This window comes from [Rhizobium] kunmingense, assembly GCF_977018605.1.
On record NZ_CDRNXG010000001.1, the window covers coordinates 122,911 to 135,965 of the forward strand.

Genomic DNA, 13,055 nt, shown 5'->3' on the forward strand with positions numbered 1-13,055 from the left:
AATTACCACACGACAAGTCCTAATATAGATGACGCTCACTTAAGCCCTCACGATCAACGTATCCCTATGCGGCATGGCCCATAATATTAGGGCACATGCCGCATTCCGTATTCGTGCGCCTGGATTGCTGCTACCCCCTGATCACCGGCTCCCCATGAAAACGGCGGCGGGACGGTTTCGACACGCCGAAGCCGACTTCCATCATCAGGCGCGGGCGGGTTGTCGGTACCGTACCCATGTGGAAGCCGAACGGGTCCTCGACGAAGCCGGAGCCGGCCGGCCCCGTCAGCGTCACCGCCTTGTCGGTGCCGTAGTAATCGAGCACTTCTTCGGCCGGGTGACCGACGAGAAGCGTATACTGATGCCTGGCCTTGCGGCGGGCGTGGCTGCCCTTGATGAAGACGTGCGGGCCTGTGCCTTCGTCGACATCGACGAGATTGAAGAAGAATTTCAGCATCCGCCAGTCGTCGAGATCGAAGTGGAACTTGTCGAGCGAGGCGAGATGACGGTCGGCTTCCGACGCCGCGCTTGTGGGAAAGCTCCACCAGATGCGGGTGGTGATGAGCTGCGCACCGGCACCGAGATAGTGTTTGGCGACATCGAGTAGCAGCGGATCGTTCTGGACTGTCCGCACGCCTTCGCTTTCCAGCGAGCGCTCGAAGAAATGGCCGCTCAGAAGCGAACGGCCAAGCCTCTGTTCGGCCTCGGCATGCTCGGGCGCCAGAAATTCCAGCTGCCGGTTGAAATTGCCGAAACACGGCGTGCGGCCGGCGAAATCACGGATTTCCCCGTGGATTTCGGCCGGAAGCTGCAGGTCGGCGAAAATGCCGTCGCGGCGCAGGTCGGCGGCGATCCCGGCGGCATCGAGGGCGCCGAAGATCGAGGGCTTGGCCGGTTCGGACGGCCTGTACTTGGCCGACATGGCCCAGTGGGCGCGGCGGCCCGGCATGGTGCGGGCGAGCATGAACATCGGCAGCCAGGCCGGGTTTTCCTTCACGTCGGCCAGATAGGTGGGGATGCGCACCGCCATGCGTTTCAGCCGGCTGCCGCTGCGGGCGACCGCTTCAAGATCGTTTTTCGGGGCGTTCGAGGAACCGCTGGAGGATGCGGGTGACACGTTCACTGTCATGCTTGCTCCTTTTCCGTACAGCTGCGCCGGCGCTTGAAAGCGACCGGACGAGGTGGGGAGAGACTTCAGGCAATACTTGACCGTCAGTGGCATAATTTTGCTGCAATGCGGCAAAAATGAGATGGCGCGAGCCTTTAGACTTTCGACAGCCTTAGTAAAACATGAATAGCGCGCCAAAACGGCACATAAATATTTACGACATGCTGTCGTCTTTTATGTATAGGCAGTGACAAACCGGCACAAAATGGTGCGGCGGATATCCGCGGGACACGGGCCTGCGGATATCCGGATCAAGTGGGATCAGGCAGCGATCAGGCGTCGTTGCGACCGCCGGAGCGGGCCCATTCCATATAGAGTTCCAGCGCCTTTCGGGCGACCGGGCCTTCCTGCAATTCGCGCTCTTCGAACTTCGTCACCGGGGCGATCTTGGAATAGTTGCCGGAGGTGAAGATCTCGTCGGCATCGGCGAAATCCTTGACGGTCAACGTCTGTTCGCGAACGTCGAAGCCGGCTTCGCGAAGCAGGCCGATGACGCGCGAACGGGTGATGCCGGCCAGGAAGGTGCCGTTCGGGATCGGGGTCAAAACGACGCCGTCCTTGACCATGAAGATGTTCGAGGAGGCGGTTTCGGCGACATTGCCGTTCATGTCGAGCGCCAGCGCGTTGTCGAAGCCGCGCTCATGCGCCTCGATGATCATGCGGCCGCTGTTGGGATACAGGCTGCCGGCCTTGGCGCTGGTCATGGCCACTTCCGGGCTGGGGCGGCGATAGGGCGAGACGGTGAGCGAGGACGGCTTGGCGGTGCCCATCGGCGCTTCGAAGAGGCACAGCGCGAAACGGGTCGATTCGGCATCGGGGGCGACGACGCTGTAGGCCGTGCCGTGTTCGGCCCAGTACATCGGCTTGATGTAGATGGCGGTCTTGCCGTCGAACTTCCTGACGCCTTCGAGCGCCAGGGCCTCGATCTCTTCCGGCGTCATGGTCGGCTTCATGCCCATGTTGACGGCCGAGCGGTTGATGCGCTGGCAATGCTGGTCGAGATCCGGCGACATGCCGTCGAACCAGCGGGCGCCGTCGAACACGGTCGAGGCCAGCCACATCGCATGCGAGGTCGGGCCGATCAGCTTCGGGTTACCGTCCACCCATTCTCCATCCACATAGGTCCAGGTGGTGGAGCGGGGCGATGTATCGACGGACATGATTATTCTCCTTCAATCGGGGGCATAAAAGTGGCGCGAATGAAGGCGCAGCGCGGCCGAAGGTCAAGCGATAATATGAAATGAAACATCACAAAGATTGATGCGTTGCCGCAATGCAGCAATCACGGTGCGCCGGCGGGGCGGCTGGGTGTTGGCGGCTGACCGGTCAGCGGGTTCTGCTGGCCGGAACCGCCGCCAAGCGCGCCATCGCCGAGCTGACCGCCCTGCAACTGCCCGCCCGCGGGGAAGCGATTGGCATCGTTCATCCAGATGATGCTGAGAATGCAGGCGATCAGCAGGCCCAGGACGAGAATAAACAGCCAACGCATCACAGACGGGCTCCTTCCTTAAAGTCGGTTCACGGTTTGATGTCAAATCGAAACGATCCGTGATGCTTGACCAGAAAAATCGGGCGACGATGCGGCAAGCCCTTAGAAAGATTGACAGTCGAGTTCGACGGGCGCAGTCTTTCGATACCCCGAACAGCCAAGATCACCGCCGGAGCCATTGTCGGAGCCATGCCGAAATCCTCTTCCATGCCGCTGCCCAGACCGCGCCTCATGTCGCTGACCCAGGAAATGGTCGATCTCTGCTTTCGCGACGAGATCGATCCGGGACCACCCGCCGCATGGCAGCCGCTGACGGACGAGGATTTTGCGACGCTTGCCGACCGGCTGGCGCAGGAAGTGGGCGACGAGCCGCTGTGGATCTTTGCCTATGGCTCGCTGATCTGGAAACCCGGCTTTCAATCCATCGCCTGCCAGCGGGCCACCGCCTACGGCTGGCACCGGTCGTTTTCGCTGCATATCGAGCGCGGCCGCGGATCGCCCGAGCTGCCGGGGCTGATGATGATGCTGTCGCGCGGCGGGCGCTGCGACGGGGTGATCTACCGCGTCGCAGACCATGACAAGCGCGAGCAGATCGAGATGGCGCTGCGCCGCGAGGTGAGCCACAAGGACAGCCTGACGACGTTTCGCTTCCTGCCGGTGCGCACCGAGGACGGCGACACGATCAAGGCGCTGACCTTCTGGGCCGGCGGCGACAGTCCGCGCATCATGCGGCCGGTTCTGCCACTCGAACAGGTCGCACCCATTCTCGCCCGCGCCTGCGGCCACCGCGGCTCCTGCGCCGAATATCTCTACAATACCGTCGTGCATCTGGCCGAATTCGGCATCCGCGACCGCAATCTGTGGCGGCTGCAGGAACTGGTGGCGATGGAGGTGGAAAAACTGCACGGAAGGCAGGCCGAAGCGGCAATGTAGCCCGCTCTCCCTCAAATGGGTGAAGACTTGTGGACTGCCGAATGGTTTGTGGGATGCGAGGCATCTGTCGGCCTCATGATTCTTCTGCGCGACCGAAACCCCTCGTTGCATCCTTAACCGGTTTCTGCAAGGGGTTAGGATACCGGACTACGAGACGATCAGACCATGACCACAACCGCCCTCGTCATATACCTCATCATCGCGAAGGTGTTCTTCGTGCTGACCCTGATCGAGGGTATTTTGCGCAACCTGCCATGGAGTGCGGCGCGCTTTTCCGGGCTTGCGCTGACGGCGATCTGGCCGGTCATCCTGTTTGCCATCGCCTGGCATGGCAGCCGCAAGAATGGCGCCGGCAAGCGCAACGGGCAGAAACCCGAATAAAAACCGCCAGCCAAATTTGTGCACCGCCATAGAAGCGCGGGCGCCCTGCCCTATATGCCCGGCCAAGGGTCAATGGGCCAAGGGTCAATGGATTGCGGGCACGCTCACTTATGAACAGCATATTGAAGGAAGGCGAAACCTGCTGGCGGATCGCCGAGGCAGACCGGCTGTCGATCATCATCGACGCCGCGGATTTCTTCCGGCACGCCAAGAGCGCCATGGCGCAGGCGAAACGCTCGATCTATCTCGTCGGCTGGGACTTCGATACGCGCATCGATCTGGTTCCCGGCAATGGCAGCGACCGGGCGCGCAACAGCCGCAAGACCGACGACCTGCCCGACCAGCTGGGCAAGTTCCTCAACGCGCTGGCCGAGCGCAATGACGATCTCGATATCCGCATTCTCAAATGGGATATCGGCCTGTTCAACTCGATCACCCGCGGCGAGACGCCCTTCTACATTCTCAAATGGATGTTCGACAAACGCATTCACCTGAAACTCGACGGCGCGCATCCGACGATTTCGTCGCATCACATGAAGCTGCTCGTCATCGACGACGAGGTGGCCTTTTGCGGCGGGATCGACATGACCGTCGGGCGCTGGGATACGCGCGACCACGCGGAGAAGGAACCGCTGCGAAAATCGCCGCTCGGCTTTGCGCAAGGGCCGTGGCACGACGCGACGACCTGTCTTTCCGGCGATGCGGCGCGGGCGCTGGGCGAAGTGGCACGACGCCGCTGGAAGCTTGCGTCGGGCGAAGACCTGCCGGAACCGGCGATGAAGGGCGCCGGCGAGACGCCGTGGCCGGAGGATCTGGAAGTCGGGTTCCGCGACATCGCCATCGGCATTGCCCGCACCGCGCCCGAATATGAGGAGCGCAAGCAGATCGTCGAGATCGAGACGGTGAAGCTTGCGATCATCGCTTCGGTGAAGAAGGTGCTTTACATCGAAAGCCAGTATTTCGCCTCGCGCCGGATCGCGCTTGCCATCGCCGAGCGGCTGAAAGAGCCGGACGGGCCGGAGGTAGTGCTGATCAACCCGGAAGGCTGCGAGGGCTTTCTGGAGGCGAAAGCGATGGACGGGGCGCGGGCGCGGCTGATGAAGATGGTGAAGGCGGCGGATATCCATGACCGGTTCCGGCTCTATTACCCGGTCAATGCGGCGCGCACGCCGATCTATGTGCATGCCAAGATGATGTTCGCCGACGACCGCATTCTCAAGATCGGGTCGGCCAACCTCAACAACCGCTCGATGGGCTACGACACCGAATGCGACCTCATTCTGGAGGCGGCGGACGGGCAGACGGCATTGACGGAAAAAATCATCGCCACCCGCGACGACCTGATCGCCGAGCATCTGGGGCGCGAGCCGGAAGAGGTGACGCAGGCGATCGCGGCGCATGGCGGATCGATCATTGCGGCGATCGAGGCACTCAACGGCAAAACCGGCCGAGGGCTGGTGCCGGTGCCGATGCGGGAACTGACGGCGGACGAGGAGCTGATCGCGGAGACGGATATCGCCGATCCCGAGCGCCCGGCGGGCGTGAAATACCGCAGCTCGCAATTCCTCAAGCGGCATTTCAGCCACAAGGTGAAACGGGCGCTCCACCACAGTTGATCATATCCGTTCGGCGAGGAAATCGATGAAGGCGCGGATGCGCACCGCAAGGTGCTCGTGGCCGGCGTAGACGGCGTGGATTTCCTCCAGGTCGCCTGGATTGTAATCCTCGAGGATCGGCACGAGACGGCCGGCCTGAATATCCGGCTCGACATGAAACCGGCCGACGCGGCCGATGCCCAGGCCATCGAGGCAGAACCGGCGGATGATCGAGCCGCTGGAGGCCCTGAGGCTGCCGGAGACCGGGCGGGTTTCCACCCTGCCCGTCTGCGGGTCGCGAAATGTCCAGCCTTCGACGGAACGGCGAAAGTTGAAGTTGATGCAGTTGTGGTGGTCGAGATCCTGCGGGGTTTGCGGCATGCCGCGCGTGGCAAGGTAATGCGGCGAGGCGATCACCACCTGCCGGGTCTCGCCGAGCTTGCGCGCCATCAGCGAGGAATCGCGCAACGGCCCGTGGCGGATGGCGATGTCGACGCGCTCGCGGATCAGGTCGACCGTATCGTCGGTGAGCGTGATGTCGAGCTGGACATCGGGGAAAAGCGAGAGGAACTCGCTGGTCATCGGAAGGATGTAGCGCTCGCCGAAGCCGACCGCCGCATTGACCGACAGAGGACCGCGCGGCAGGGCGCGGCCGCCGCCTGAAACGATCTCCTCCGTATCGGCGATTTCGGCGAGGATGCGGGCGGCGCGGGCGAGATAGGTTTCGCCTTCCGGCGTCAGCTGCAGGGTGCGGGTGGAGCGCACGACAAGCCGCGTGCCGAGCCTGTCCTCCAGCCGGGTGACGAGCTTGCTGACGGCAGACGGCGACAGCTTCAGCTTTCTGCCCGCCGCCGAGAAGCTTTTCAGCTCGGCGGCAAGAACGAAGACTTCCATTTCTCCGGCGCGGTTGTCCAAGGTCGGTTTCCTTTGTCGGGTTGTTTTTGGGTGGTCGCGGCGGGGCTTGGGGCGGATCCCATACTCATCACCCGAGGCGGCCCCTCACACTTACCGCCTCAGGCTGCCCCTCACCCTAGCCCTCTCCCCGCAGGCGGGGAGAGGGACGTGCCCCATGCGACGTCAGGAGAACGGATTTTTCCAAGACGTTCCTAGGGGCACGAAAAGCCAACGGCCGGGTCCCTTCGCCCCGCTTGCGGGGAGAAGGTGCCGGCAGGCGGATGAGGAGGCGACGCTTGCTTCGTCGGGTAAACGCCAGCCAACAGCGACCATTTTACCTCGCCTGTGAACCAATTTCACAAATCATTATCCGCCTTTGACGCTACTCAAGCAAGTGCGGCTCGCCGATATTGCCGGCATCGGACACGTTTCTTCCCGGAACACGACTTTACAAGGATACCCCAATGCCTCTCGCTCTCTATGCGTTGACGGCCGGTGCGTTCGGCATCGGCGTCACGGAATTCGTCATCATGGGTCTGCTGATCGACGTATCGAAGGATCTCGGCGTTTCCATTTCGGCGGCCGGACTGCTGATTTCCGGCTATGCGCTCGGCGTCGTCATCGGCGCGCCGATCCTCGGGGCGATCTCCGGCCGGTGGTCGAAGAAGACGCTGCTGATGGCGCTGATGGTGGTGTTCACCATCGGCAACCTCGCCTGTGCGCTGGCGCCGGACTACTGGTCGCTGATGGCCGCGCGGGTGCTGACCGCCTTTGCGCATGCCTCGTTCTTCGGCGTCGGCTCGGTGGTCGCCACCGGCCTCGTCGCACCGAACAAGAAGGCGTCCGCCATCGCCATCATGTTCACCGGCCTGACCGTCGCCAACATTCTCGGCGTGCCGTTCGGCACATGGCTCGGCCAGGCCTATGGCTGGCGCTCGACCTTCTTCGCCGTGACTCTGATCGGGGTTGCCGCACTTGCCGTCATCGCGCTTGTCGTGCCGAAAGATGAGGCTGCCGATGGCACGGAGGACGCATCGGAGGGCGTGATGGCCGTGCTCGGCCGGCGTGGCGTCATCCTCGGCCTTCTGACCACCGTGCTCTCCTGGGTCGGCGTGTTTGCCGGCTTCACCTATATCGCGCCGATCCTGACCGAAATCACCGGGTTTTCGCAGAGCGCCGTCTCGCCGATCCTGCTCGTCTTCGGTGGCGGCCTGGTGATCGGCAATCTGGCCGGTGGGTGGCTCGCCGACCGGCATCTGGTGCCGACGATCCTCGGCAGCCTTGTCGCGCTTTCGATCGTGCTGCTGGCCATGACGGCGGTGATCCACCAGCCTGTCCTGACCGTGATCGCCATCGGCCTGTTCGGCGCGACCGCGTTCGCCACCGTCTCGCCGTTGCAGATCTGGGTGCTGCGGCAGGCGGAAGGGGCGGGCCAGGGGCTGGCGTCGTCCTTCAACATCGCTGCCTTCAATCTCGGCAACGCCATCGGCGCGTGGCTCGGCGGTGCCGTCATCGATCACGGGCCGGGGCTTGGCGCCGTCACCTTCGTCGCCGGTCTGGTGCCGATCACAGCGCTTGCCGTCGCCCTGATTGCCGTACGTCTCGACAGGCGGCAGGCACAGGATCGTGCCATCGCTCAACCGGCCGAATAGGATCCGACGAAAAACCACGGTTGAACGCATTCCCGAACGGCCCATGTAACTGAGGGTCGCATTCCTGCCCGGCGCCCTGCCGGGCTTCCTTTCCCACGGAGAATTCCATGCACACTGTCAGCGCAAACGGCGCAAACATCCCTGCCCTCGGCTTCGGCACATTCCGCATGCCCGACGCCGACGTTCACCGCATCCTGCCGGAAGCCCTCAAACTCGGCTTCCGCCATGTCGACACGGCGCAGATCTACAAGAACGAGGCGGCCGTCGGCGACGTGCTGTCGAAGTCCGGCATTCCGCGTCAGGACATCTTTCTGACCACCAAGGTCTGGGTCGACCGTGTCGGCCATGACGATTTTCTCGCTTCGGTGGACGAGAGCCTCGCCAAGCTGAAGACCGACCATGTCGACCTGCTGCTGCTTCACTGGCCGCAGAGCGAGATGCCGCTTGCCGACCGGATCGGCGCGCTGAACGCGCTTGTTAGATCCGGCAAGGTGAAGGCTATCGGCGTTTCCAACTTCTCGACCGCACTGATGGCCGAGGCGGTAAAACTGTCGGATGCGCCGATCGTCAACAACCAGGTCGAGTATCATCCCTATCTCGACCAGACCAGGGTGCTGGCGGAGGCGCAAAAGACCGGCATGTCGGTGACCGCCTATTACCTGATGGCCGATGGCGCGGTGCCGAAGGATGAGGTGCTGAAGGATATCGGCGCCCGCCATGGCAAGACGGCGGCACAGGTGGTGCTGCGCTGGGCCGTGCAGCAGAAGGACGTGATCGCCCTGTCGAAGACGGCAACCGAAAGCCGCCTGCCGGAGAATTTCGACATTTTCGATTTCGCATTGTCGGAAGAGGAAATGGCGGCAGTGCACAAGCTCGCCCGCCCCGACGGCCGCATCGTCAGCCCGGCGCATCTGGCGCCGGAATGGGACCGATAGCGCTTCGCTTTCTGAAAAGATCCCTCCCAACCCTCCCCACAATGGGGAGGGCTTAATCCAGTCGGCTCCGCCGAGACCCCAATGCGGCAAGAGGTTGCTGCTTGTCCTCTCCCCTCTTGTGGGGGAGATGGCCGGCAGGCCAGAGGGGGACCTGCCTTCTATGCCTACCCTACGATTAGGGCGAGGAGAGCTACCGCGAATAGATGGGTGGCATTCCACCCGACCGGGTAGTGTTTTGGGCAATATGCGACCCATGCCGCCCCGGCGAAGTGCGCTCCACGGCGATCGAATGCGCCTTTGCCATTGCCTCCTTCCCTGTCCGCCATAGGTTTCGCATGGGCTGGAAGAGGAGGAGTTTTCCATGCTTTTCAGGATGTTGTTGATCTCGGCCTGCGCCGTTAGCGCCACAAGTTTGCCGGCGAGCGCGCAAAGGCGCGGGGCGGAGCCTGCGCCGCAGGAGTGCCCGAAATCGATGCCGGCGGGGACCGAGTGCTTTGCCGGGCGCGACATGCGCGGCGCCTATTACTGGATCGCCAAGCCGAAGGACTGGAACGGCACGCTGGTCGTGCATGCCCATGGCGGGCCGCGCACGGCCAAGCCGAAGGCCAACGATCCGGTGGAGGATCTGGAGCGTTTCGCCGTCACCGTGCAGGAAGGCTACGCCTGGGCAGGCTCGAATTATCGCCGCGAGGGCTATGGCGTGCGGATGGCTGCGGCCGACACGGACAATGTGCGGCGCATCGCCATCAACCTTCTGGGCGAACCGAAGCATGTGCTGCTGCACGGCCAGTCCTGGGGCGGAAACGTGGCGGCCAAGACCGCCGAGCTTTACGCGCTCGACTGGCGCGGCGCCCGGAATTACGACGGCATCGTGCTGACAAGCGGACTGCTTGCCGGCGGCAGTCACGGCTATGATTTTCGCGCCGACTTAAGGGCCGTCTACCAATATTACTGCAAAAACCATCCGCGGGCCGGCGAGGTGCAGTATCCCGTCTGGCAGGGCCTGCCGAAGGACGCCAAGATGTCGCGCGACGACCTGAAGGCACGGGTGGACGAATGCACCGGTCTTTCGTCGGCTGCGGACAAGCGCACGCCGGAACAGGCAAGAAAACTTGCCAATATTCTGGCCGTGACGAAGGTACCGGAAAGCAATCTCGTGGCGCATCTGGCCTGGGCGACGAACCTGTTTCAGGACATCGTCTGGCGCAGGCTGGACGGCAAGAACCCGTTCGACAATTCGAAGGTGGAGTACAAGGGATCCGATGACGATGCGGCACTGAACCAGGGCGTCGAGCGGTTTTCCGCCGACCCGCAAGCCCATCGGGCGATGGCCTATGACAGCGACCTGACCGGTCAGATCGTTGCGCCGACGATCACGCTGCATGCCAAGGACGACCCGACCGTGTTCGTCGACCATGAGGCGATCTATCGCCAGACGGTGGAACGCGCCGGCAATGGCGATCTCTTGCAGCAGAACTTTTCCGACGAGGCGGAGCATTCGAAACTCTCGACGCCGCAATATGCGGCGCTGTTTTCCGCCATGCTGGGATGGATCGAAAAAGGCGAGAAGCCGACGAAACACTCGATTGCCGCGCTCTGCGAGGACAAGCGCAAGACCTATGACGAGCCATGCAAGCTGTTGCCGGATTTCGAGCCGCAACTGAGTGAAGCCTCCCGCTGACGCCGCTCGGCCGGGGGCCATGCCACGTCCGGCAAAATGCTGCTCTCCCTGATCAGGGGAGCAGTGGGCGATCGGGCGGCGAAAATCCTCGATTGCATCGCCACCATCTCGGCAACCTAGCCCTGTCAAAAATAATCAGCAATTCAACTTTTATGCATCCGCACCATCACAATTAAGAGGTGTTTAAGAAAAACTGACCTAGCGTCAGGTTGAGCCCATGACAGGCCCGCAGGTCCGCCGCCAACCGCCGTACCCCTTATTCCCATTGCCCGCCTAACGCCCGACTGCGCCTTGAGCCGCGGTCGCTCTCCCATGGTATTGCCAATGAGCTTCCTTTCGAATGCAAAGATTCGAACCAAGATACTGTCACTGATCGTCCCCGTCTGTCTGATCGGGGTCGGCGGCCTGGCCGCTGCCGCTTACAGCTTCAAGCAGGCGGATGCGGAATATACCGCCTTCATCGCCGAGGATAACGTCGCCGCCACCCAGGTTTCGCGCGCATCGACCTCGGTGAACTCGGTGGCCTACAGCGCCTACCAGTTGATCGTCTATCCGGAAAGCTCGGAATTCCGCGCCGTCGCGGTGAAGAACTACGATAGCGGCAAAGCCGCGATCGCAAGGCTCCTGTCGACGTCGAAGCAGCTGATCCCCGAGCAGACGGAAACCTTGTCGGCATTCGAACAGCGCATCCAGCAGATCACCCAGAGAACCGACGCCGCCGTGGCGCTGGCCAACCAGGGCCGGGTGCAGGACGCACAGGCAGCGCTTGCCGCCGTAGACCCGCAGATCGCCCAGATCCGCGACGACCTGCGCGACTGGAACATTGCCAACGGCAAGGCCGTGCTCGACGAGAGCGCTGCGATTTCCGCAAATATCAATTCGACGCTGCTCACGCTGACCGTCACCATCGGCGCCTTGTTTGCCGCTGCCATCGCCGCTTCGCTGTTCGTCGCCGCGCGCGGCATTTCCGGCCCGATCGAGGCGCTGCGCGCCCGCATGGCATCGCTTGCCAGCGGCCAGACATCCGAGGAAATTCCCGGCCTGACGCGCAAGGACGAGGTCGGCCAGATGGCCGGCGCCGTCTCCGTCTTCCGCGACAACGCCATCGAGCGCATTGCGCTGGAAAAGGAAGCCCAGGCCAACCGCAGCCTGTCCGAGACGGAACGCGCCGAGCGCGAGGCCGCCAAGGCGCGTGAAGCCGCAGACATCCAGTTCGCCATCGACGGTCTGGCCGCAGGCCTCAAGAACATTTCCGAAGGCAACGTCACCTACCGGATCGAGCAGGCCTTCACCGCCTCGCTGGACAGCGTCCGCCGCGACTTCAACACCTCGGCAGCGCAGTTGCAGGACACGATGACCCGTGTTGCCCAGAACGCCCGCGGCATCGACGCCGGCGCCAACGAGATCCGCACGGCCGCCGACGATCTGGCCAAGCGCACCGAACAGCAGGCCGCTTCGCTGGAAGAGACCGCAGCGGCGCTCGAACAGATCACCACGACGGTGAAGGACGCCGCCAAGCGCGCTTCGGAAGCCGGAACGCTGGTTACCCGCACCCGTCAGGGCGCGGAAAAGTCGGGCGAGATCGTCCAGACCGCCGTCAACGCCATGGAACAGATCGAGAAGTCTTCGGGCGAGATCTCCAACATCATCGGCGTGATCGACGACATCGCGTTCCAGACCAACCTGCTTGCGCTGAATGCCGGCGTCGAAGCGGCACGCGCCGGCGAAGCCGGCAAGGGCTTTGCCGTCGTCGCCCAGGAGGTTCGCGAACTGGCGCAGCGTTCCGCCAACGCGGCAAAGGAAATCAAGGCGCTGATCACCACCTCCAACGAGCAGGTGCGCACCGGCGTCGAGCTGGTCGGAGAGACCGGCCGGGCGCTGAAGACGATCGTTGCCGAGGTGCAGGAGATCAACCGCAACGTCGCGGCGATCGTCGAATCCTCGCAGGAACAGTCGTCGGGTCTCCAGCAGATCAACACGGCCGTCAACCAGATGGACCAGGACACGCAGAAGAACGCCGCGATGGTGGAGGAATCCACTGCCGCCAGCCACGGCCTCGCCCGCGAGGCGGCATCGCTCAACGCGCTTCTGGCCCAGTTCAAGCTTTCGGAAGGCCAGGTCAGGCAGCATCAGGCCATGCAACACCAGGTAAGGGCAGCAGCAAGAACCGATGCGCCGTCCGCCTCGCCTGCCCGGTCGCTGGCCCGCAAGGTCGCCGGCGCGTTTTCCGGCAATGCCGCGGTGGCGCAGAGCTGGGAAGAGTTCTGAGACCCGCTTTCGAACCGAAAACAAAAAGGGCGGAGCAGCGATGCTCCGCCCTTTCCTGA

Annotated in this window: 12 protein-coding genes; 7 read left to right on the plus strand and 5 right to left on the minus strand. The window is 63.0% G+C overall.

The annotated features are described in order from the left end of the window. Positions 1-130 precede the first annotated feature (130 nt). From AC0JZ4_RS00710 to AC0JZ4_RS00725, 4 genes are all read right to left on the minus strand, one after another. The gene (locus tag AC0JZ4_RS00710) at positions 131-1,129 is read right to left on the minus strand and encodes a phytanoyl-CoA dioxygenase family protein (RefSeq protein ID WP_471884555.1); all 999 of its coding nucleotides are present in this window, start codon (positions 1,127-1,129) and stop codon (positions 131-133) included. Positions 1,130-1,440: 311 nt separating this feature from the next. Then, the gene (locus AC0JZ4_RS00715) at positions 1,441-2,328 is read right to left on the minus strand and encodes a branched-chain amino acid aminotransferase (RefSeq protein WP_471884556.1); all 888 of its coding nucleotides are present in this window, start codon (positions 2,326-2,328) and stop codon (positions 1,441-1,443) included. A 122-nt stretch (positions 2,329-2,450) separates the two neighbouring features. Then, positions 2,451-2,657: a hypothetical protein gene (locus AC0JZ4_RS00720; RefSeq protein WP_471884557.1), complete on the minus strand. Its 207-nt coding sequence runs from the start codon at positions 2,655-2,657 to the stop codon at positions 2,451-2,453. 29 nt (positions 2,658-2,686) lie between these two features. Then, the gene (locus tag AC0JZ4_RS00725) at positions 2,687-2,866 is read right to left on the minus strand and encodes a hypothetical protein (RefSeq protein ID WP_471884558.1); all 180 of its coding nucleotides are present in this window, start codon (positions 2,864-2,866) and stop codon (positions 2,687-2,689) included. On the opposite strand from AC0JZ4_RS00725, the gene AC0JZ4_RS00730 reads away from it, so the two are divergent. The 3 genes from AC0JZ4_RS00730 (at position 2,865) to AC0JZ4_RS00740 (ending at position 5,587) form a co-directional block, all read left to right on the plus strand. Further along, complete coding sequence (locus AC0JZ4_RS00730; protein ID WP_471884559.1) at positions 2,865-3,590, plus strand: gamma-glutamylcyclotransferase; 726 nt, start codon at positions 2,865-2,867, stop codon at positions 3,588-3,590. The two genes, AC0JZ4_RS00725 and AC0JZ4_RS00730, sit on opposite strands and share 2 nt — an antisense overlap. Before the next feature lie 165 nt (positions 3,591-3,755). Then, on the plus strand, positions 3,756-3,971 hold the full coding sequence (locus AC0JZ4_RS00735) for a hypothetical protein (RefSeq protein WP_471884560.1): 216 nt from the start codon (positions 3,756-3,758) through the stop codon (positions 3,969-3,971). A 110-nt stretch (positions 3,972-4,081) separates the two neighbouring features. Then, the gene (locus AC0JZ4_RS00740; protein WP_471884561.1) at positions 4,082-5,587 is read left to right on the plus strand and encodes a phospholipase D-like domain-containing protein; all 1,506 of its coding nucleotides are present in this window, start codon (positions 4,082-4,084) and stop codon (positions 5,585-5,587) included. Here the strand turns inward: AC0JZ4_RS00740 and AC0JZ4_RS00745 are convergent, their stop codons facing one another. Then, a complete protein-coding gene (locus AC0JZ4_RS00745; protein ID WP_471884562.1) occupies positions 5,588-6,481 on the minus strand; it encodes a LysR family transcriptional regulator in 894 nt (297 codons plus the stop codon). A 443-nt stretch (positions 6,482-6,924) separates the two neighbouring features. Between AC0JZ4_RS00745 and AC0JZ4_RS00750 the strand changes: the two genes are divergently transcribed. From AC0JZ4_RS00750 to AC0JZ4_RS00765, 4 genes are all read left to right on the plus strand, one after another. Next, entirely contained in the window at positions 6,925-8,112 is a 1,188-nt protein-coding gene (locus tag AC0JZ4_RS00750; protein ID WP_471884563.1) for an MFS transporter, read from the plus strand. Positions 8,113-8,219: 107 nt separating this feature from the next. Continuing rightward, complete coding sequence (locus tag AC0JZ4_RS00755; protein WP_471884564.1) at positions 8,220-9,047, plus strand: aldo/keto reductase; 828 nt, start codon at positions 8,220-8,222, stop codon at positions 9,045-9,047. A gap of 472 nt (positions 9,048-9,519) precedes the next feature. Then, positions 9,520-10,728, plus strand: a complete 1,209-nt coding sequence (locus AC0JZ4_RS00760; protein WP_471884565.1) for an alpha/beta hydrolase family protein — start codon at positions 9,520-9,522, stop codon at positions 10,726-10,728. Positions 10,729-11,052: 324 nt separating this feature from the next. After that, entirely contained in the window at positions 11,053-12,996 is a 1,944-nt protein-coding gene (locus AC0JZ4_RS00765; protein WP_471884566.1) for a HAMP domain-containing methyl-accepting chemotaxis protein, read from the plus strand. Positions 12,997-13,055 lie beyond the last annotated feature (59 nt).